This is a genomic window from Vibrio sp. Vb1554 (assembly GCF_033344235.1).
In genome coordinates, this window is the sequence record NZ_JAWPOJ010000017.1 from 18,029 (window position 1) to 37,452 (window position 19,424).

Sequence of the window (19,424 nt, forward strand, 5' to 3'; positions counted from 1 at the left end):
ACTAATCAAGGAAGATGAATGCAAATCAGATCCATCAAGGTGAGCGATATCGCGCGCTTCACCGCGCTGTGGAATCGAGTGTACTCCGAAGGGGAATTTTTGATTTCTCCGGCACCCGATAACGCAACGCTTCGCAGAATCCTGCAACGTGTGGAAAACGAGTCCATCCCTCAGTTTGTCGCGTTTGACCGCCAAAAACTTATCGGTAGTGTTGAAATCTACCCAGCTGAGATGTGCGGTTACGAAAGAGGGCAACGCCTTCGCGTCGGTATTCTTGGTATTCACATCGACAAAAACTACCGAGGCAAAGGATTGGGGCGGAAACTATTGGCAGTCGCGATCGCACGTGGTTGGGAATTTGGTTACGACCAAATCGCACTCTACGTATACACAACCAACACACCAGCGATTGCTTTGTATGAACGGTTTGGATTTGAACATCAGGGAGAACTTGGGGAAGTGACCTTGCCAAATGGTAAAGTCTTGATGAGTCAAAAAATGATATTGTATAAAGCGCAAAGCCGTTCGAAAAGCCCAGATTTGTAGAGTCACGATAACCGTTGTTCGCAACACTTATTCGGGGTTAACACCCTTGCGTCACATGCCCTCGAACAATTGAATCGTTAGAGGCTTGATTCACGTAGTAGAAATAGCATGCTTCTTCTGCCAGTGTGTAACCTTGCGGCCAAATGTACACCACGCGATCAACACCCGATTTATCTAAGAACTGATAATCAGGAATAGCGACAAAATGAGCACTGTTTGGGTGCTGCTGACCGATGATGCAAAAATCACTGCCTTTGCACGGCACGTCAATTTTCGAATAACCTCTGGCTGGTAGATCGATTTCTAACAAAGCTCGAATACTATCGGCACTCGCTTCTGGCATGCCTTTGCGTGTTTTGACATGTCGGTCAATGTAGTGAACGTGCTCTTGGCCGTAAGCGTTATCAATCACAGCTTGAGCATGAAAGAATTTGAGAGCCGTACCCAAAGAAGACTGAGAACTGTGCAGCATCGCAGCGTATGCTTGGCGATGAATATCGAGTAGTACTGGTAAAGCAGCTAATGCGATGAAAGCCAAAGTGGTAAGCACTATGGTGATTTCCATCAGCGTAAATCCCTTTGATTTCACGTTTCTTATCTCAACTAGCCCAAGACAATAGCCCCACATCCATGTGAGACCGAGCCAATATATCGCCAATTTTTTACGATTAAAGACCCAAAGGGTAAGAAGAGACAAACACCACGCAAACTTGAGAACAGCACCCAAAGAGCAGTGTAACAAAACGATGCTATGTGTCAGATATTAGACGACTTTTACTCTCTAGTTACTGAGTAAAGGCACATTATTTCGCACCAGACCACGACGAACATTCGTGCACATTTTGCCAAAACGACGAATCTCATCGAACTGCGGAACAATGCCGCGCTCCATGGCTGACTCCCAATAAGTGACTTCTGAATCGACCATTTCCAACAATTTCTTCGGACAGCCAATGCACTGCCCTTCTGGTCCACATACAAACGTTTCTGGTTCATAAATTGGTAGTTCCGCTTTTACTTGCTCGATGATGCTACGCATGGCGGTCATTCGATCTGGCTTTACCTTCATCATTCTGCTCCACGGATTAAGATGAAGCAGATTGTACCCACTGGTACGCAAATGTCCCTACCCAATTTAGGTATATTCTGTTTGAATCGATTTCTTTATCGTCAGATCCGGCTTTTTAACCACCAAATACACCGCCGTAGCTGCCAGTACGAAACCAGAAATCCCCATCCAATCAAATGACTCTCCAAACGCGAGCCAAGCCTGAATCGCCGTCGTTGGCGGCACCAGGTAGAATACAGAAGCTACGCTCGATGCTGCACCGTTCTTAACCATGTACAACAGCAGTAGAATAGCTACACAAGAGAGCACGACGACCAACCACAACACAGTCAAAATAAACTCCAGTTCCCACTGCACTTGCATGGTTTCAAACTGCATCGCAACGGGCAGAAACATGATGAGCGCGGCCAAATATTGCACCGTCGCACCACCGACCATATCCACTTGTTGGCAATGTTTTTTCTGATAAAGCGTCCCTAGCGTGATACCAACCAAAGCCAACAAACACAAACCAATGGCCAACACTTTATGCTGCTCGGATTGCCACTCCATTTTGCCCATCAACACCATAGCGATACCGACAAAACCAAGAGCCAAACCCAACCATTGCGAGGGTTTAAATTCCTCACGAACAAACACCACCAGCAAAGCCGCGGTTAAAATCGGTTGAATACCCACCAGCAACGAACTCAACCCCGCAGGCATACCTAAGGCGATAGCGAAATAAGTACCGCCCAGATAGAAACCGTGGATCAATGCACCAACCACACAGCTGTGCCATAAATCTTTTCCTGTCGGCAACCTTCTACGCAATACCGCCACAAGAACCAAAAACAATAAGACATTGAATGCCATACGGATAGAAAGTAGTGTCGCTGGCTCGGCATATTGCAAACCAAAACGCGCACCAACGAATCCAGAAGCCCAAAGGATGACAAATACAAAAGGGATGGCTCGGATTAACATGATCGCCTCACTCACGCTTGTTTTATGTTTTGAGATACTGCTAATGTAATTAGGTACAGTGTTTTCAAAAAGTGACAGATGGAAGTGTTTTTATGGGTACAGATTTATTGGGAAGCGGTGAAGGGAATAAGTACCTCGTGGTGGAAAAACACCTCAAACAAGCCATCAGTGGTGGCGTTTATCAGGCGGATGATCGACTGCCCTCCATTCGCTCGTTGAGCCAAGAATTAAACGTCAGTAAAAATACCGTGATTCGTGCGTATCAAGAGCTGGAAGCACAAAACTTGGTGTACTCGGTTCCCAAATCGGGTTATCGAGTTAAAGTCGCTTTGCCGACCTCTCGCTCAATTCCGGATCCGACTCGCGTGGATTTGCTCTCGATCTGCAAAGAAATCCTTACTTATCCTGAATACCAAGAGCGTTTGCCTACCGGTTCTGCCCACCCAAACATTGACTCCCCCGCGATCAAAAGCTTGTACGCCGAGATCGGCCGCCACAGCCGCCAGCAAACGCATGTACCGAGCCATTACCAATTACCACCCGGTGATCACCTCTTAATCAAACAACTAGCGAAAATCACACAAGATTTGGGCACGCCAGCCAAGTTGGATGAGATCATGGTGACGCACGGCGCGCAACAAGCCATTAGCCTAGCGCTGCGCGCAACGACACAAAAAGGCGATATCGTCGCGGTGGAGTCCCCTTGCTATTTTGGCAACTTATTGATGCTAGAATCACTCGGCCTCAAAGTGGTGGAAATTCCGAGTTGCCCACGCGACGGTATGTGCCCCGAAGCCTTAGCAAAAGCAATGGCGACATGGGACATAAAAGCGATCATCGTAACGCCAAACTTCACCAATCCAACTGGTGCCATGATGCCGCTAGAAAAGCGTCAACAATTACTATTGGCGTCCGGCAATATTCCTATTATCGAAGACGATGTGTTTGGCGGGTTAAGTTATGATAAGCCGTTGCCAAGCTTGAGATTGCTCGATGACAAGCAACGCGTAATTTACGTAAATTCGTTATCCAAAACGCTCGATTCGCGTTTGAGAATTGGTTGGATGTTGGCGGGGCGATATCGAGATCAAATTGAGCAATATCTACTGTGTGAGAACATGGGCAGTTTGAACCTGATGCAATCCGCCGTGGCAACGTTTCTAACGTCAGGCAAGTATCGAACGCATACTGCGCGAATGGGTCGGGTTTATCAAAACAACATGCGACGATTTATCCAGATGCTTCATCAATACTTGGATGAATACGAACCTCTAAAAAATCGATACCAGATCAACGCCGTACAAGGCTCGTTCTTACTTTGGTTGCGACTGCCCGAAGACACGGACAGCTATGCGTTGTATCAAGCATGCAATAAGCACAGAATCAGCCTACTTCCCGGCACCGTATTTGCCACTCAAGGGCAATATCGGCATTGCGTACGCCTCAGCGTGGCAAACTTTGGTCATGAAACCGATTGGAGTCAAGCGATGCAAACACTGGCAAAATTGATAGCAAAGCATGCCTGTTAACTCGCTCTTGCTAAATGAAATTATGCCGACACACGCAAACAGGTAACAACAAAAAACTCCACGCAAAGGTGGAGTTTTCTCGTATCGTTATCGCCCTCAGTGCGATTTAATTTGCCACATTCTCGCGACGTTTTCGGCTAAATTGGCAACGTTGACGTCGGCCTCTTTCATGGCCTCAGGTAAGCTCATCGCCCTTGGTACACAAGCAAACACCGCATCAATGCCGCACTCATAAACCGCCTGATAGTTGTCGCCCACACAGCCTGCTAATGCAATGACTGGTAAATTACACTGCTTGGCGACCTGAGCAACGCCCATCGGCGTTTTGCCATGTGCGGTTTGATGATCGATTCGACCCTCGCCTGTAAATACGATATCCGCATCCGCAACATGCTGAGCAAGTTTGACCGTTTCAAGCACAATCTCAATTCCCGGTTGCAAACGTGCTGGCGTGTACCCGAGCAAGGCCGCGCCCATACCACCAGCAGCACCCGCCCCTTCACGAGTCAGTACATGCTTACCCGTCGCTTGTTCCGTCAACTCGCCAAACTTGCGCAATGCGTTATCGAGCAGAGTAACGTCTGATACGGTCGCTCCCTTTTGAGGGCCAAAGATAGCCGACGCGCCTTTGTCACCACAGAGTGGGTTATCAACATCGCACGCTACCAACACTTCGCAAGTTGCTAAGCGAGGATCAAGACCAGAAATATCGATGGACGCAAGCGCCGCTAACCCGCCTCCATTTGGGGTAATTGCATGACCAGATTCATCAAGAAACGCCACCCCCAACGCGGTCAACATGCCCACGCCACCATCATTGGTAGCGCTGCCGCCCAAACCAATGATTAAGCGTTGAATGCCTCTGTCTAGCGCGTGTTTGATCAGCTGTCCGGTACCAATGCTACTGGTCAGTTTTGGGTCGCGAGCGTCACTCGGCACAAGGTGCAGCCCACTGGCCTCCGCCATTTCAATAACTGCGGTTTCGCCGTCGCCGAGGATGCCATAAAACGCTTCAACATCATTCCCTAATGGCGCGGTCACTGTTGTGAAGACTTGTTCGCCTTGAGTTGCATCTATCAAAGATTGAACCGTGCCTTCGCCACCGTCTGCGACCGGAACCGTAACAAACTCAGCATCATGCCATACGCGAGCAAGACCCGTTTTGATCGCCTCGCTCACTTGTTTGGCGGTTAAGCTTTCTTTAAATGAATCAGGTGCAATTACCACTTTCATACGTACTTCCAGAGACTTATAAGAGAACGAGGCTCAAAATGTACACCAATGCCATTGCCGTGACACCTTGAACGAGCGTAGCCATGGTTTGCGCGCGGTACGCTAAGCCCACCGACATGCGGCTAAACTGCGAAACTACCCAGAAGAAACTGTCGTTTGCATGAGAAACCGTCATCGCACCTGCACCGATCGCCATCACCGTTAATACGCGGCCCATTTCTGAATCGAGCCCCAATTGCGTAAGCATAGGCGCAACCAAAGCCGATGTGGTCACCAGTGCAACCGTTGACGAACCTTGTGCCGATTTTAGCGCAGCCGCAACGATAAATGGCATGAAAATACCCACGCCCAGCGCCGATAGCGTCGTACCCAAGTATTCACCTAGCGGCGTGGCTTTTAATACCGCGCCAAATGCGCCACCCGCACCGGTAATCAAAAGAATAGGCGCAGCAGCCGTAATACCTTGGCTGATTCGCTCGCCAAATTCTTCAATCTTGTTGTCTGATTTGAGTAGGCGAACAGAAAGGAACAGGCCAATCACTAATGCCGTTAGTGGCTGTCCTAAGAAAGTCAGAACATCAAACACAAAACCTTCGCCCAGCGGTAGGCTTGGGAATTTCGCGATAGAGCCAAAACAGATCAATAAGATAGGAACAAAAATAGGAGCGAATGCTTGGCTCGCCGTTGGCAATTTGCCGTAAGACGCTTTGAGCGCTTGCCAGTCTTGCTGAATTTCTTCTGCGGCTTCAATGCCATCTGGTTCAACATGTTGGAATCGGTTCGCCCACGACATCCCCGCTAACGCCGCAACCGCTGCAACAAACACACCCACACCAATCACTAAACCAAGGTTAGATTCCAGGCCTAAGTTACCCGCAGCGGCAATCGGGCCAGGAGTTGGCGGCACAAACGTGTGCGTTGCGTATAGGCCAGTTGCCAACGCCACACTCATCGCAACGCTTGAGGTTTTTAAACGCTTAGCGAGTGATTCTTTGAGCGAGTTCAGAATGACAAAGCCTGAATCACAAAATACTGGAACAGAAACGATGTAACCGATGATGCTCATGGTCAATGTTGGGAAACGCTCACCCAACACTTTGATGACCGTATCGGCCATGGTGATCGCCGCACCACTTTTTTCCAAAATAACACCAATGATGGTACCTAAAACGATAACCAAACCAATGTAACCAAGGATGCCGCCAAAGCCATAAGCAATGGTTTTGGCAATGCTATCTGCCGGTAAGCCGTAAGCAAATGCCGCAAGGAACGCCGCGATGATCAGCGCTAAAAAGGGATGTAATTTGAGTTTGGTGGTCGTGAGCACAATAAATGCGATCACCCCAAGCAGGATTAATATAAGGTTCATGATAACTCCATTTATTCTTATTTTGCTGAGCGAGTCCGTGTTGGCTCACTCAACATGTAGGGACGCATGAATTATTAATCGTTTGCTTTCGAATTCCTTTAGGCGGAGTGACAAATGATGTGGTCAAAAAATAACGCGTATTGTGCAAATGCACAACATCACGACATTTTTGAGAGCCGAGTCGCAATATAAAGCTCCGCTAACCCCACAAAATTGGTGGTTGGTAACCCTGTTATCTCGGTGATTTTCTCTAACCGATAGCGCAGAGTGTTCCGGTGAATAAACAGCATTTTAGAGCATTCTGTTACATTGCCATTGCATTCAAACAGTGCATCTAGGGTTTTCAATAATTGCCCAGATTTGTCTTTCTCTTTCAACCGTTTCACACCATCAATAATTTGTTCACCTTGCCAAATATCCGCCAACGGCGCTAACAGCACAGGCAAACGAAGTTCATCGAACAGGTACTTACGTTTCTCTGGGTAGAACTGCTTGCCAATGGCTAATACCTGCTTCGCGCTTTGGTATGACAACGCGACATCTTTAGGCTCATTAAACAGCTGTCCTAGCGCAATGTGAAACGTATGCGAATCGTGATCGCTTAAACGCGACATCAACTTATCAATGCGCTCACTTTCAACTTGGCTGTCCCACTGCTTGGCGGAATGACACGGTTTCAACACCACAATTTCATTCACCGAGACAATCGCAACTAGATTGTTACGCTCTGGGTATTCAAGCAGTTCAACAATATTGCGCACACTCTTCATGCTTTTTGAGGCCGACGGCGTCGAGACTTCAATCACCGTTGCCACCCGTGGTTGAGTCACATCGATAGAAAGACGCATCGCCCAATCTTTCAGCTCTTCATCGGTCAATTTCCCATTGATCCAAGCCAGAATAAACTCTTCGCGATGACGTCTGTCCCACTGAAATTTTTCCACCAGCGCGGCTTGCTCGATTGTCAACTCAGCGGTCATTTTAACCAGTTTGGCAAAATCTCGGATTTTCTCCGGCTCGCCTGTGACACCAACAATACCGACCACGTCACCATGTAATTTCAACAACATATTGATACCGGGTTTGACACCCTGCAACGTCAAACATTGCTGCTCATTAAGCTCTAGCGAATCGCCATGATTCAGCGCCAGTACCGCGCCATCATGCACTTGCCCAACACGTTTAGGGTCGCCACTGCCAATGATGATGCCTGCCGAGTTCATCACATTCACATTGTGACCAATGATGGACATGGTTCGATCAACAATTTGTTGTGCTAAAGCGTGGTCGAGAATCACCATTTCGAGTTTCCAAATTGACCGTTTAATCACTCAATAAATCACAAATGGCAAACTATCGCGATGCTGCGGTTCTAAATAACGGAAGCAGCTCAAAGCATTATCCAATTAACCACACTTAAAAAGAGTATTAAACCTTCATTTTTAGCAGAGGGTTATATACTTAGAACAAAGGTTACCAATGCATTCTTCACTGTGCATTGATGCCACTCGTCTACCTACAGAGGAGAGATCAACATGGAGTTACGGAATAAATCGGGGGAAGTTGCAAATATTGCTGATAACCTCACTTTGAAGGAAATCACAGAAATGGGCTACACCGTAGATTTATGCGATGAAGCATTTGCTCCTGGAGAGCATTGGAAAGCGGAAGGTAAAACGCAAGGTATGGGCGAGTATCCAGAGGAGTAAACGTCCTGACGAGCCAGCGCACAAAAGCGTTCCACAAACAGAAAAACCGAGCGACTTAACGCTCGGTTTTTTACTTTTGAACTTCTTGAATAAACAAGCTCATCTCTTCAAGATAATTGCCGTTTGAGCATCCCCAGTCGGTGACCTCAATCAACTCAGTAACTAACTGTCCAGACTCATCATCTTGCACTCTCTGCACAAACGCTTCAAAACGTTCCAGTTGTGTCTGACTCTTAACGCCATGCACGGCATATTCTACAAGCAAGCCGTTGTACGTCTGCCAGCGCTGGTCGCCAGCAACATCATTGCTTAAAATCACAGAACACTTTTGTTGAATGCTTTCAACCGCATCATTTCTTGGTGGCGCGACTGTGGAACATCCAACTAAAATCGTACCTACCGCCAATAACGTAACTTTTGTCTTATTTATCATATCGTTTCCAACTGTATCGCCACGATATGGAAATCTTATTACACCTGATAAGGATCATCGATAGCGCACCGCAGATTAATTACTTAATAAACTGTAAACTCCATACCAGTCTTAACACTGCAAGCTCATAACTCCTATTAACTCACCCAAATGTAAACAAATAGTAAAATCACCTTTACGCGATGCAAAATCGACAAATGAGATTAGCGTTCCTTTCTCGCGACCAAGCGTGCAATAATCAACTGTCTACATAACGAAACCATTTGAAGGATCAAAATGACCGCAACGGATTACCTCAACGACCTCAATCAACGTTACCTTGCGATTCACCGCACCAAAGAAGATTTCTTTTGGGAAACTTACATGGGGATCAGCGATGACCATGATGGCTCGACGCAAGCACAAACGGCATGGACAAGCTTTTTAAGCAACGCCGAGCAAATTACTGCCATCAAACAACAGCTTGAAGCCGCGGACTCAATTACCGACCCACAAGAGAAACAACAAACCATTACGGGTCTATCTGGTTGGCTGGCGATGTTTGAATCTCACGCTATCGAGGGCGAAAAAGCACAAGCGTTGAAAAATCAGCTCATTGCCTTTGAAGCTGAGCTCTTCGAGAAAAAACAGAACCACGTACAAACATTTACCGATGAGAACGGCGAGCAAGTAGAAGGTTCACTTCCAGTATTAAGCTCAACCATTCGCACCAGCAATCATGAAGAAGTTCGCCAATCGGCTCATCAAGCGTTGCTGAACCTTGAACAATGGCTACTGCAAAACGGCTTTATTGAACTGATCAAACTGCGCAACCAGTTCGCTCGCTCACTGGGTTATGCGACTTTCTTTGATTACTCCGTGCAAAAAACGGAAAAGATGAGCACTGAGCAGCTATTCGAAATTTTGGAAGATTTCGAACAACGCACGCGAGATGCGCATCTAAACAGCTTAGAAAACTTGGCGAAAGAGAAAGGCGCAAGCGCACTAGCAGGCTACAACTTTGTTTACTCATTCGCGGGTAACGTTATGCGTGACCTTGACCCATACGTGCCGTTCTCAAAATCTCTGAGACGCTGGGTAGAATCATTTGGTCGCCTAAATATTGATTACTCTGGCGCGACGCTAACGCTGGATTTACTAGATCGCAAAGGTAAGTACCCGAATGGGTTCTGCCACGGCCCTATCCCTTCTTTCTATAATCAAGGCGAATGGGTCGCAGCGCAGGTGAACTTCACCAGTAATGCCAAACCAGACCAAGTGGGCAGCGGCTACGATGGCATTAACACGCTGTTCCACGAAGGTGGCCACGCAGCACACTTTGCGAACGTAAAAATGAACGCACCTTGTTTCTCGCAGGAGTTTGCGCCGACGTCAATGGCTTATGCAGAAACTCAGTCGATGTTCTGTGACAGCCTGTTAACCGATGCCGATTGGCTAAAACAATACGCACTGGATGATGAAGGGAATCCGGTTCCTGATGAGATTATTCAAGCGATGATCAACAGTCGTCAGCCATTCAAAGCTTATGAAGAACGTAGCATCTTGGTTGTGCCGTACTTTGAACGCGCGTTATATCAACTGAGCGATGACGAGTTAACGCCAGAACGCATCACTAAGCTGGCTCGCGATTGTGAAAAACAGATCCTTGGTTTGGAATGCAGCCCTCGCCCACTGATGGCGATTCCACATTTGCTATCCGACGAAGCGGCGTGTGCGTATCAAGGTTACCTACTCGCGCACATGGCGGTGTACCAGACCCGTGCATACTTCCTTGAGAAGTTTGGTTACCTGACGGATAACCCAGAAATTGGCCCACTGCTGGCAAAACACTACTGGCACGCAGGCAATCACTTGTCGCACAACGAAATCATTGTCAGCCTGACTGGCGAAGGCTTCAATGCCAAATACCTTGCAGACGTGTGTAACCTGTCGCCAGAACAGGCATGGGAAGTGCAGCAGAAGAAAATCGACTCACTTGCGACGCGAGAGCGAGCATCAGTCGCTTCACTGAACGCCGCGATTAAAGTCGTCGACGGCAGTAAAGAGCTGGCAAGCAACGCCATCTCTGACGAACAAATGTGTGACGATTTTGAACATTACATCATAGAGACTTACGGTCGATAACACGCAGAAAGCCAGGAGCTCGCCTTCTGGCTTTTTATTCTTTAGCTAATGCAATAGGAAGGAAGATCCATGTACCAAGAAGTCATCAAATTTTGGTTCGAGGAGCTATCGCCCAAAAATTGGTTTGAAAACAACCCAGAACTGGACAAGCGTATTACATCGCGATTTGCCTCGGTATTAGAACAAGCGGCTCGTTGTGAACTGTTTAATTGGCGTAACAGCGCACAAGGACGATTGGCCGAAATCATCGTCCTCGACCAGTTTTCACGTAATGTGTATCGCAACACCCAAAAAGCGTTTGCACAAGACCCACTCGCATTAGCATTGGCTCAAGAGGCAATTCGGTTAGGTTACGACAAAGAATTAGCGCCTGAGCAGCTAAGCTTTTTGTACATGCCGTTTATGCACAGCGAATCTCGCCTCATTCATGTCCAAGCTGAAAAATTGTTCCGCGCATCAGGGCTTGAAAATAACTACGATTTTGAGCTAAAACACAAAGCCATCATCGACCAGTTTGGGCGCTATCCTCATCGCAATGCGATACTGGGAAGAGAGAGCACTCCCGAAGAGTTAGCGTTTTTGCAACAACCTGGGTCAAGTTTCTAAATAACAATGAATAATGAGTTAACCATGAGAGACCACGCAGTATGCTGGCCATGCTTGCTAAAACTAGACGGCGACGATGAGCTGATCTACACGCATTCCCAGTCCGACTTAGACTCTGAATGCGAAGCCCTCATTTTTGGGCAAGATGATTACGTTATCGACTCAAATGGCAACACGTTTGAATTGAAAAACAATGGTTCGAACACCACTCTTTTACATCCAAAAGAACGAACGCTGTCCGTAGAAGAGGTTACGTCATTAATCCAATCGCATGAATTCAGCCTCGCGCAACGGTGCATTATCAAGATTCATTTCACCTCGGTGAGGCAAGCTGTTGAGGCCTTAGCTCACTAAATCAATCCCAATACGCACATCATTAAATAAAATTATCATTTTTATAATTTATGATAATTTCATGTAATCAATATCACACCATATACTCTCCCACATCGAAACAAGACAACGTTCAAACACACATGTTGGGAGCAAACAAATGAAAATGAATCATGTCGGTATTATGGTCGGAGATATGGACAAAGCGGTTGAGTTTTACACGCAAGCGCTAGGTCTAAAAGTCGTTATGGGCAACACGAAAGTGATTGAAGAACGCGAAACGGCAATTGGCAGAATGTGTATTGCGGTCTTTGGGGAAGGCTTTAAAGGCTTCAACATTGCGCACCTTGTGACAAGTGATGGCATCGGCCTTGAATTATTCGAAATGAAAGAGCGTCAAGAGCGCCATGAAGTGGATTTTTCTCGCATCGGTATCTTCCATTTCTGTTTGCAGACAGACGATTTTGAAGGTGCTATCAAACGCACCGAAGCACTAGGTGGCAAAGTGCGCATGGACATCATGCGTTACCACCCAGAAGACGATAATAAGCCTGCGAAAATGGTTTACCTAGAAGACCCATTCGGCAACCTATTCGAGCTTTACTCACATTCATACGAAGAAACTTACGCTTCTGATTACGAGTAATAGCCCCATCCATATTCCAAAAGGCTAGCAATACGCTAGCCTTTTTTGTTTGCTTTGAGTTGCAGTGTTTCTGCACTCGCTCTAGCAAAAAAACATCTGGAATTTGATCATTTCTCTCACCACTTTTAAGGTCACTTTATACTTACCTCAACACAATGCAAAAAGGAGTGAAGCATGCCCACCAAAAATCCAATCGCCATCAAAGCGCTTGATCATGTTGTTTTAAGGACCTGTAACCTCGATGCTATGTTGCATTTCTATCGAGACATTTTGGGCTGCCCTGTCGAACGCGAAGTAACGGAACTTGGTTTAACTCAACTTAGGGCAGGTAACGCATTGATTGATGTAGTGACGGTAGACAGCGAATTGGGTCAACTCGGCGGAAAGCCACCAGTTCAAAATGGTCGTAATATTGATCATTTTTGCCTGCAATTGGCGCCTTTTTCCGAGGATGAATTACTGGAATATCTGCGTTCGAACGGCATTGAAACCGAAGAGTTTGCGAAACGCTACGGCGCACAAGGATTCGGTCGCTCACTCTATATTCATGATCCGGAAGGAAATGTCGTCGAGTTAAAACCTCAAGTGATTGATGAGTAAGCGAGTAAAAAATCCTTGTTATATTCTGAAAATAACAAGGTTAATTTCCAAAATAATTATTGAATTAAGATCATATTATTAAGTAAAAATTCTAGCTGGCTCACCTGTTTCTTTTTCTCGCCACCATTGTTTATTTATATGTTCTTGATGAACGTAAAAACTCTCCCCCGGCATTGGCGTCAGCAGCGTTATATGTTCTTTTTGACAATGGGCAAGCAAATCTAAAATCGGTTCGTCCCAGCGGTGAGTAAATAGCTCGTATGTAGCCCAATGTACTGGCAACAGTTTTTTCGCATTTAAATCGTGAAACGCTTGCACGGTATGATGAGCCTGCATGTGCCCCCAGTTTTCGACCGGATAACCTTGGCCTTTCACATCGGCAGCCACTTCCAAACAGGCAATGTCGATTGGTCCACATCGCTGTGCGATCTCGGAAAAGTGCGAATCGTAAGCTGAATCGCCACTAAAATAGAGCGTCTCTTCTTTGCCTTTGATGACCCAAGAAGCCCACAGGGTCGCGTTTTTATCGAAATAAGTACGACCCGAATTATGGTTAGCAGGCGTACAAATCAGTTCGATTCCAGCATAGTGCACGCTATCCCACCAATCGAATTCCACGATGTTGTCTGCGCAAACGCCCCACTTTATCAGATGCTTGCCAACCCCTAAGGGTACATAAAACGTCACGGGTTTATCGGCGTAGAAACGTATGGTCGATGCTTCTAAATGGTCGTAATGATCGTGCGAAATCACGATAATTTCAGGAATCGGCAAACAATCTCTGGCATGGGTATTGGGAATATTGCGTTCAAACCACGCTTTTGCGATGAACGGAGAAGCGTAATCAAAGACCGGATCGGTCAGAATTCGAATGCCATCGACCTCCACCAGCATGGTGGAATGGCCCAGCCAAGTAAGGCGCATCGATTCACTTCGCTGCGCAAACTGCGTGGGTTGAATTGGGGAATGTGGCAGATATTCGTTAGGACTCAACGGCGTTCTACCACCAAGATAACTCCAACACACCTGCCAGAATGATTGCGGACTAGGCACATTTGGCATCTCGTTTTTAACGCGGCCGTTTTCAAATTGAGGCGAGTGGTGAACACGGTGCGCCAACTGCGCATGGTAGGTTTGAGGCGGAATCAGTGAACTTGGCTTTTGTGTCTTTTGTTCACTCGTTAGGTATGTGCGCTTAAGTATCGTCTCAGACATATCGTTATTTTGTCTCGCTTGTGAACGCTCAACAGTAGGTTTATTAAAACGTGCGTGTATGTCTATTTCGTGACCAAAATGAGGTGTAAGATGAAGATTCAGTTTCAATCAAACGTCTTCTATTTAAGGATACGGTTCTCAAACCTTCCGAATACTGCGTCGGTTTGAAAGGAGAAAACTATGGTGACTTGCAGCCAATACGATTTTATTGAAATCGCCTGTATGTTTAAGCTCCCTATCGAGATCACGCTAAAAAATGGTGAAACTCATCAGGGCAACGCGTTCGACACAGGCTACGACATGCAGCGACAAGAGTGCTTGTTTTTAGATATGGATGGTGAGCACACCGCTTTCCCGACTGAACAATTAGTCGCAATGCGCGCGCTCAAAGCCAATCCGCATTTTGATGAAGTGACGTTTGAGTAAACGTCCTTCTTTCACTGACACCGTCCAATAAAAAACGCCTCTCAAGCTGACACAACTTGAGAGGCGTTCTCTTACACGGTTCACCTGAACTTGTTGTTATTCACGCGACTGGATGAAAACCAACATCGGCATCATGATCACGAACATCACTCCCACAAGCTGGAAGGTGTGCACAAACGCGACCATTTGCGATTGCTGCTGCAACATCTGTTGGTATTGGTCTAACGCAACCGGGTCGGTAATGGAAAGCCCCTGATTGGCCGCCCAGTCATGCAAGTTAGGATTATATGGATTAATACCCTCTCCCAGCGCATGCCATTGCTGCTGACTATCACGATATTGGAACGTGGTGGCGATAGAGATACCAAACGAACTACCAATTGTACGGAACAGATTGTAAATACTTGCCGCCGCGACAGATTGCTCTTTCGGAATCGTTAAATACGCCAAGGTGGACAGCGTCGAGAAGGTTAAACCAAGCCCCATGCCCTGAATCATACTCGGCATCACAATCCAAAATGTATCGATCTGCAGTGAGTATTGCGTCATCAAATAACTACCAATCCCGATGCAGCTCAAGCCAAAGACTATTTTGATTCTGGGATCGAATTGCGGATTGAGTTTAATCACCAAAATTAACATCGCCGCTGACGCCAATCCACGCGGTGCCATTAATAAGCCAGTGGTTGAGACCGGATAATCCAGCAAGCTTTCCAACAGCATCGGTTGTTGAGTCGTCAGGCCAAACATCGCCATCGACACCACGGCAATCATCAACGACGAGACCATAAGATTTCGGTCTTTAAGCAGCCATAATGGCGCTATTGGGCTTTTGGTTTTCCAGCTGCGATAAATCCACATCACCGATCCCATGACTGCGAGTAATATCGCGGTCTGGATCATGCGTGAGTTGAGCCAGTCTTCTTCGTTCCCTTTATCCAACACAAACTGCAACGCGCCCACACCTAACGCCATGTAACCAATGATCCACCAATCAAAGTTAGGTTTGGATTTGTTGTCGATGTGGATATAGCGATAAATCAAAGAGGTACAGATCAAACCGAATGGCAAGTTGATGTAAAATATCCAGCGCCAATTGATGTTGTCGGTGATCACGCCACCCACGACTGGGCCCAAAATAGGACCAAGCAAAATACCGATGGAGAAAATCGCCATCGCTTTGCCTTTTTGCTCGTACGGATAAATCTGCACTAACGTCGACTGCGCCAATGGAATCACCGACGCGCCGAAAGCGCCTTGGATAATGCGAAACAGCACCATCTCTTCAAGAGACTGTGCTTGCCCACAAAGCGCACTGGCAATCACAAAACCGATCACAGCAACCAGCATGACTTTGCGTTCACCAAAGCGCGACACCCAGAAACTGGTCATCGGAATGAAGATCGCTTCCGCCATGCTGTAACCCGTCAGCACCCAAGTAATTTGGTCTGCCGTTGCGCCCAACGCGCCCATCATGTGCGATAGCGACACGTTCGCAACGGTCATATCGATTAACACCATGATGGCAGAAAGCATCACGGCGACGGTGGCAATCCCCCGTTTGTCTGCCGTAATTTGATGGCTCATTGCACGCTACTTTGCAAATCAATGGTGACTTCTGAGCTCGCACCCACGCGAAGTTGCGGCGCATCGGCCGGTACTTCTAATGCCAAACGTACAGGGAAACGCTGTTTGATTTTAACCCAGTTACCCGTTGCGTTTTCTGGTGGCATCAAGGAGAACGATGTACCACTCGCAGGCGATAGTTGTTCTACCGTTGCTTTCCACACCACGTCTGGGTACATATCAATCACCACATCCGCATGCATGCCAGGTTTAATATGAGTAAGATCGGTTTCTTTAAAGTTCGCGCGTACCCAATAGCTGTCTTTTAAAATCACAGGGAACAGCGTTTGACCCACGCTAACGACCGAGCCTACGTGCGTATTGATTTCACCGGCAATGCCATCCACTGGTGACGTAATGTCGGTGTAGCTCAAGTTCAGCTCCGCTTGCGCTAACTGTGCTGCAGCTTGTTGAACGACCGCAGCCTCTGCGCCTTCTTCACCACGGTTCGCAATGGCTTTTTCTACCGTCGCGCGCGCTTGCTCTAGGCTCGCTTGGGCATTGGCTAGTTTGTTTTTCGCCGTATCTAAATCTTGGTCTGACGCCAGTTTGCGTTTCACTAGAGAATCCGTACGTTTGTACTCTACTTGCGCTTCTGTCAGGTTAGATCGCGCCGCATCTAAGCCCGCAACAGCTTCAGTTACCTGCTTATCGGCAACGTCATGTTGCTGGACCGCCAATTGGTATGCCGCTTTTGCTTGCTTCACTGCCAACAAATATGGGCGTGAATCTATCTTCAGCAGTAGGTCACCTTTGTTAACAGATTGGAAGTCTTTGACATCCACAGAAACCACTTGGCCTTTTACCTGAGGCGCTACCGACAAAATTTTTGCCCTAACGTAGGCATCTTCTGTGCTTGGGTGACTGTCTGAATACTGCCAAGACCAATACATCGCACCAAATGCGATAACACAGAGAGTAAAGAAAAGAGTTTTTACCAGCTTAGATCTGGAGGAGGAATGCTTTGCGATGTCGTCGCTCATTTATATTGTCCACTTGTTCAATTATGTGATCAGTGTAGGACTTTTCGATCTTCCGACAATAAAATGATCTGCAAGGTAAAGATCCAATTTTGCATGTTGCTAAGTGGAGTAAATGATGTGCAATCAAAACGAGGATAAAAAAGAGGGGCAGTCCCCGTAACCGCCCCCAAAGTCATGCCAATAATAGTAATATGCGTGTAACTACTGGTTTTTCTTAGAACTTGTAACCGCCGCTGATCATAAATACCCAAGGGTTAATTTTGACGTCGGTTTTTTGCTTCGCTCCACCTGCTTTGTAAGTTGCTTCTGTTTCAATGTTTGCGTACCACGCAGCAGCGTTGAGGAACCATTGATCGTTGATCATGTAGTCCACACCAATATTCGCTGCTAGACCGAATGAATCATCTAATTTCAAATCTGATAAGCCATTGTCTTTACCCGTGCTATTGAAACCCTCATCAAAGAACATGGTGTAGTTGAGACCTGCACCAACGTATGGACGGAACTTACTTTGTGGCTCGCCAAAGTAGTACTGCACCATTAGCGTTGGTGGTAAATGTTTGGTTTTCGCGATATCACTACCAACCAAATCTGTCGAAATATCGTGGCTGAATGGTGTTGCTGCTAGAAGCTCTAAACTGATGTTGTCTGTGAACATGTAGCCAAACGTCAAACCAAGCTGCGTATTTGAGTCAACTTCTAACTCTTCTTGAGAACCAAGAATCTTATCACTGCTGTCATTTGGAACGACAGATGCCGCACCAACACGAAGAACGAAGTCACCTTGTTTATGAGCGAAAACACTTGGTGACACGAGTGCAGCAACCACTGCTAGACTGCAGATTGTTTTTTTCATTTTTTATTTCCTTTTGTAGGGCTTCGTTATGTTACACCCAAAGGTGTGCCTGCTGACTGGCCTTAGATTTCAAGTAAACTCAGCGCCTTGAAGCACACGGGCATCTATATTTTTTTTGAGCTGCGCGCAATCTAGCACATAGAAACCCTACTATTTTGATGGAAATCAATTTGTGAAAAATATAGGTTTTTTGTATGGAGAAACGCCATATTGATCAACAAATTATGCAAATAGGATACAATTCTGTAATGCAAACTGTGCGTGTGAGTTGCCATGCATACCCATAAATGCGAATCCTCTCGTTAAGGCTCGTAGCCAGCAAAAACTTTTTTCGTCCTCTACGTCTTCTATTTTCAAAAAACAACCCACTTAAAACGCTCGTTTGCCCCCTTAAAATCGCGATTTGAGGGGTTTGTAAAGCACTGAAATACAAGAAGTTATTTTTCTGGAAAATCAGTCACTTGGAGTGCTAGTCTGCTCGCAGCTAAGGAGAAGACATGTTAAAAACCGATCTCATTTTTGAACGAGAAAACTTTTCTCATCACGATTTTCAGAATGCCACCTTTAAAAACTGCCACTTTTATATGTGCAGTTTCGACCATGCCGATCTGCGCGATGCTAAGTTCATCGACTGTCGCTTTATCGAATCCAAAGCGCTAGAAGGGTGTAGTTTTCGCTTCGCGAACTTAAAAGACGCCAGCTTTACGAACTGTATGTTGGCGATGAGCCTGTTTAACGGCGCAAATTGTATGGGCTTGGAGCTGCGTAAGTGCGATCTCAAAGGGGCAAACTTCCAAGGTGCGAACTTTGCTAATCGCGTCAGTAACACCATGTTTTTCTGTTCTGCTTTTATTACTGGCTGCAACCTCACCTACTGTAACTTCGAACGAGTGTTACTAGAAAAATGTGACCTCTTTGAAAACCGTTGGAACGGTGCGAACCTCGCAGGGGCAACTCTCAAAGGCTCGGATTTATCTCGCTGCGAATTCTCGCCAGAACAATGGGGAACCTTTAACGTTGAGCAATGTGATCTGACTCATGTCGAACTAGACGGGCTGGATGTTCGCCGCGTTTCTCTGTTTGGTGTTAAAATTTGTGATTGGCAACAAGAGCAATTGCTTGCGCCTTTTGGACTGATCATTCTCTAAGGAAAGG

The 19,424-nt window shown here is 46.6% G+C and carries 21 protein-coding genes; 10 read left to right on the forward strand and 11 right to left on the reverse strand.

Annotation, left to right across the window (positions count from 1 at the left end; all coding sequences use genetic code 11):
• Window positions 1-18 precede the first annotated feature (18 nt).
• On the forward strand, window positions 19-546 hold the full coding sequence (locus R8N28_RS14795) for a GNAT family N-acetyltransferase (RefSeq protein ID WP_047102510.1): 528 nt from the start codon (window positions 19-21) through the stop codon (window positions 544-546).
• Window positions 547-583: 37 nt separating this feature from the next.
• On the opposite strand, the gene R8N28_RS14800 is transcribed toward R8N28_RS14795, so the two are convergent.
• The 3 genes from R8N28_RS14800 to R8N28_RS14810 all read right to left on the reverse strand — a co-directional run bounded on the left by R8N28_RS14800 (window position 584) and on the right by R8N28_RS14810 (window position 2,581).
• Window positions 584-1,174 carry a type II secretion system protein gene (locus R8N28_RS14800; protein WP_254901939.1) on the reverse strand — a complete coding sequence of 197 codons (591 nt, stop codon included), beginning with the start codon at window positions 1,172-1,174 and terminating at the stop codon, window positions 584-586.
• A 153-nt stretch (window positions 1,175-1,327) separates the two neighbouring features.
• The gene (locus R8N28_RS14805) at window positions 1,328-1,615 is read right to left on the reverse strand and encodes a hypothetical protein (RefSeq protein WP_005374318.1); all 288 of its coding nucleotides are present in this window, start codon (window positions 1,613-1,615) and stop codon (window positions 1,328-1,330) included.
• A 66-nt stretch (window positions 1,616-1,681) separates the two neighbouring features.
• Window positions 1,682-2,581, reverse strand: coding sequence for a DMT family transporter (locus R8N28_RS14810; RefSeq protein WP_065275597.1), 900 nt, complete (start codon window positions 2,579-2,581; stop codon window positions 1,682-1,684).
• 92 nt (window positions 2,582-2,673) lie between these two features.
• Between R8N28_RS14810 and R8N28_RS14815 the strand changes: the two genes are divergently transcribed.
• Entirely contained in the window at window positions 2,674-4,110 is a 1,437-nt protein-coding gene (locus tag R8N28_RS14815) for a PLP-dependent aminotransferase family protein (RefSeq protein ID WP_065275596.1), read from the forward strand.
• A 96-nt stretch (window positions 4,111-4,206) separates the two neighbouring features.
• On the opposite strand, the gene R8N28_RS14820 is transcribed toward R8N28_RS14815, so the two are convergent.
• The 3 genes from R8N28_RS14820 to R8N28_RS14830 form a co-directional block, all read right to left on the reverse strand.
• On the reverse strand, window positions 4,207-5,343 hold the full coding sequence (locus R8N28_RS14820; protein WP_042522351.1) for a glycerate kinase: 1,137 nt from the start codon (window positions 5,341-5,343) through the stop codon (window positions 4,207-4,209).
• A 16-nt stretch (window positions 5,344-5,359) separates the two neighbouring features.
• The gene (locus R8N28_RS14825; protein WP_318183390.1) at window positions 5,360-6,712 is read right to left on the reverse strand and encodes a GntP family permease; all 1,353 of its coding nucleotides are present in this window, start codon (window positions 6,710-6,712) and stop codon (window positions 5,360-5,362) included.
• 158 nt (window positions 6,713-6,870) lie between these two features.
• Window positions 6,871-8,013 carry a sugar diacid recognition domain-containing protein gene (locus R8N28_RS14830; RefSeq protein WP_005374330.1) on the reverse strand — a complete coding sequence of 381 codons (1,143 nt, stop codon included), beginning with the start codon at window positions 8,011-8,013 and terminating at the stop codon, window positions 6,871-6,873.
• A 234-nt stretch (window positions 8,014-8,247) separates the two neighbouring features.
• Between R8N28_RS14830 and R8N28_RS14835 the strand changes: the two genes are divergently transcribed.
• Window positions 8,248-8,421, forward strand: coding sequence for a hypothetical protein (locus R8N28_RS14835; protein WP_005374332.1), 174 nt, complete (start codon window positions 8,248-8,250; stop codon window positions 8,419-8,421).
• A 70-nt stretch (window positions 8,422-8,491) separates the two neighbouring features.
• On the opposite strand, the gene R8N28_RS14840 is transcribed toward R8N28_RS14835, so the two are convergent.
• Window positions 8,492-8,854, reverse strand: coding sequence for a hypothetical protein (locus tag R8N28_RS14840; RefSeq protein ID WP_025768763.1), 363 nt, complete (start codon window positions 8,852-8,854; stop codon window positions 8,492-8,494).
• A gap of 276 nt (window positions 8,855-9,130) precedes the next feature.
• Here R8N28_RS14840 and R8N28_RS14845 point away from each other — a divergent pair, with 276 nt between their 5' ends.
• The 5 genes from R8N28_RS14845 (at window position 9,131) to R8N28_RS14865 (ending at window position 13,163) form a co-directional block, all read left to right on the forward strand.
• Window positions 9,131-10,978, forward strand: a complete 1,848-nt coding sequence (locus tag R8N28_RS14845; protein WP_065275594.1) for a M3 family metallopeptidase — start codon at window positions 9,131-9,133, stop codon at window positions 10,976-10,978.
• Between the two features lie 69 nt (window positions 10,979-11,047).
• The gene (locus R8N28_RS14850; RefSeq protein ID WP_053350101.1) at window positions 11,048-11,584 is read left to right on the forward strand and encodes a DUF924 family protein; all 537 of its coding nucleotides are present in this window, start codon (window positions 11,048-11,050) and stop codon (window positions 11,582-11,584) included.
• Between the two features lie 24 nt (window positions 11,585-11,608).
• Window positions 11,609-11,938, forward strand: a complete 330-nt coding sequence (locus tag R8N28_RS14855) for a DUF4144 domain-containing protein (protein WP_033907198.1) — start codon at window positions 11,609-11,611, stop codon at window positions 11,936-11,938.
• 139 nt (window positions 11,939-12,077) lie between these two features.
• Window positions 12,078-12,563 carry a VOC family protein gene (locus R8N28_RS14860; RefSeq protein WP_025768760.1) on the forward strand — a complete coding sequence of 162 codons (486 nt, stop codon included), beginning with the start codon at window positions 12,078-12,080 and terminating at the stop codon, window positions 12,561-12,563.
• A 174-nt stretch (window positions 12,564-12,737) separates the two neighbouring features.
• Window positions 12,738-13,163, forward strand: a complete 426-nt coding sequence (locus R8N28_RS14865; protein ID WP_017821017.1) for a VOC family protein — start codon at window positions 12,738-12,740, stop codon at window positions 13,161-13,163.
• 78 nt (window positions 13,164-13,241) lie between these two features.
• On the opposite strand, the gene R8N28_RS14870 is transcribed toward R8N28_RS14865, so the two are convergent.
• Complete coding sequence (locus R8N28_RS14870; protein WP_065275640.1) at window positions 13,242-14,378, reverse strand: MBL fold metallo-hydrolase; 1,137 nt, start codon at window positions 14,376-14,378, stop codon at window positions 13,242-13,244.
• Window positions 14,379-14,558: 180 nt separating this feature from the next.
• Here R8N28_RS14870 and R8N28_RS14875 point away from each other — a divergent pair, with 180 nt between their 5' ends.
• Complete coding sequence (locus tag R8N28_RS14875; RefSeq protein ID WP_005460845.1) at window positions 14,559-14,804, forward strand: Rho-binding antiterminator; 246 nt, start codon at window positions 14,559-14,561, stop codon at window positions 14,802-14,804.
• Between the two features lie 96 nt (window positions 14,805-14,900).
• Here R8N28_RS14875 and R8N28_RS14880 read toward each other — a convergent pair whose 3' ends face one another.
• The 3 genes from R8N28_RS14880 to ompW all read right to left on the reverse strand — a co-directional run bounded on the left by R8N28_RS14880 (window position 14,901) and on the right by ompW (window position 18,269).
• The gene (locus tag R8N28_RS14880) at window positions 14,901-16,391 is read right to left on the reverse strand and encodes an MDR family MFS transporter (protein WP_005391958.1); all 1,491 of its coding nucleotides are present in this window, start codon (window positions 16,389-16,391) and stop codon (window positions 14,901-14,903) included.
• A complete protein-coding gene (locus tag R8N28_RS14885) occupies window positions 16,388-17,413 on the reverse strand; it encodes an HlyD family secretion protein (protein WP_054702114.1) in 1,026 nt (341 codons plus the stop codon). The genes R8N28_RS14880 and R8N28_RS14885 overlap by 4 nt, the downstream gene beginning before the upstream one ends.
• A 214-nt stretch (window positions 17,414-17,627) precedes the next feature.
• Window positions 17,628-18,269 (reverse strand): outer membrane protein OmpW, encoded by a 642-nt coding sequence (gene ompW / locus R8N28_RS14890; RefSeq protein ID WP_065275593.1) that lies wholly within the window; start codon window positions 18,267-18,269, stop codon window positions 17,628-17,630.
• A gap of 497 nt (window positions 18,270-18,766) precedes the next feature.
• Here ompW and R8N28_RS14895 point away from each other — a divergent pair, with 497 nt between their 5' ends.
• The gene (locus R8N28_RS14895; protein ID WP_005460782.1) at window positions 18,767-19,417 is read left to right on the forward strand and encodes a Qnr family pentapeptide repeat protein; all 651 of its coding nucleotides are present in this window, start codon (window positions 18,767-18,769) and stop codon (window positions 19,415-19,417) included.
• Window positions 19,418-19,424: the final 7 nt, after the last annotated feature.

Coding starts and splice junctions, on each gene's coding strand:
- R8N28_RS14795 (WP_047102510.1), top strand. CDS start 19: ATGCAAATCAGATCCATCAAGGTGAGCGATATCGCGCGCTTCACCGCG.
- R8N28_RS14800 (WP_254901939.1), bottom strand. CDS start 1,174: ATGTGGGGCTATTGTCTTGGGCTAGTTGAGATAAGAAACGTGAAATCA.
- R8N28_RS14805 (WP_005374318.1), bottom strand. CDS start 1,615: ATGAAGGTAAAGCCAGATCGAATGACCGCCATGCGTAGCATCATCGAG.
- R8N28_RS14810 (WP_065275597.1), bottom strand. CDS start 2,581: ATGTTAATCCGAGCCATCCCTTTTGTATTTGTCATCCTTTGGGCTTCT.
- R8N28_RS14815 (WP_065275596.1), top strand. CDS start 2,674: ATGGGTACAGATTTATTGGGAAGCGGTGAAGGGAATAAGTACCTCGTG.
- R8N28_RS14820 (WP_042522351.1), bottom strand. CDS start 5,343: ATGAAAGTGGTAATTGCACCTGATTCATTTAAAGAAAGCTTAACCGCC.
- R8N28_RS14825 (WP_318183390.1), bottom strand. CDS start 6,712: ATGAACCTTATATTAATCCTGCTTGGGGTGATCGCATTTATTGTGCTC.
- R8N28_RS14830 (WP_005374330.1), bottom strand. CDS start 8,013: ATGGTGATTCTCGACCACGCTTTAGCACAACAAATTGTTGATCGAACC.
- R8N28_RS14835 (WP_005374332.1), top strand. CDS start 8,248: ATGGAGTTACGGAATAAATCGGGGGAAGTTGCAAATATTGCTGATAAC.
- R8N28_RS14840 (WP_025768763.1), bottom strand. CDS start 8,854: ATGATAAATAAGACAAAAGTTACGTTATTGGCGGTAGGTACGATTTTA.
- R8N28_RS14845 (WP_065275594.1), top strand. CDS start 9,131: ATGACCGCAACGGATTACCTCAACGACCTCAATCAACGTTACCTTGCG.
- R8N28_RS14850 (WP_053350101.1), top strand. CDS start 11,048: ATGTACCAAGAAGTCATCAAATTTTGGTTCGAGGAGCTATCGCCCAAA.
- R8N28_RS14855 (WP_033907198.1), top strand. CDS start 11,609: ATGAGAGACCACGCAGTATGCTGGCCATGCTTGCTAAAACTAGACGGC.
- R8N28_RS14860 (WP_025768760.1), top strand. CDS start 12,078: ATGAAAATGAATCATGTCGGTATTATGGTCGGAGATATGGACAAAGCG.
- R8N28_RS14865 (WP_017821017.1), top strand. CDS start 12,738: ATGCCCACCAAAAATCCAATCGCCATCAAAGCGCTTGATCATGTTGTT.
- R8N28_RS14870 (WP_065275640.1), bottom strand. CDS start 14,378: ATGTCTGAGACGATACTTAAGCGCACATACCTAACGAGTGAACAAAAG.
- R8N28_RS14875 (WP_005460845.1), top strand. CDS start 14,559: ATGGTGACTTGCAGCCAATACGATTTTATTGAAATCGCCTGTATGTTT.
- R8N28_RS14880 (WP_005391958.1), bottom strand. CDS start 16,391: ATGAGCCATCAAATTACGGCAGACAAACGGGGGATTGCCACCGTCGCC.
- R8N28_RS14885 (WP_054702114.1), bottom strand. CDS start 17,413: ATGAGCGACGACATCGCAAAGCATTCCTCCTCCAGATCTAAGCTGGTA.
- ompW (WP_065275593.1), bottom strand. CDS start 18,269: ATGAAAAAAACAATCTGCAGTCTAGCAGTGGTTGCTGCACTCGTGTCA.
- R8N28_RS14895 (WP_005460782.1), top strand. CDS start 18,767: ATGTTAAAAACCGATCTCATTTTTGAACGAGAAAACTTTTCTCATCAC.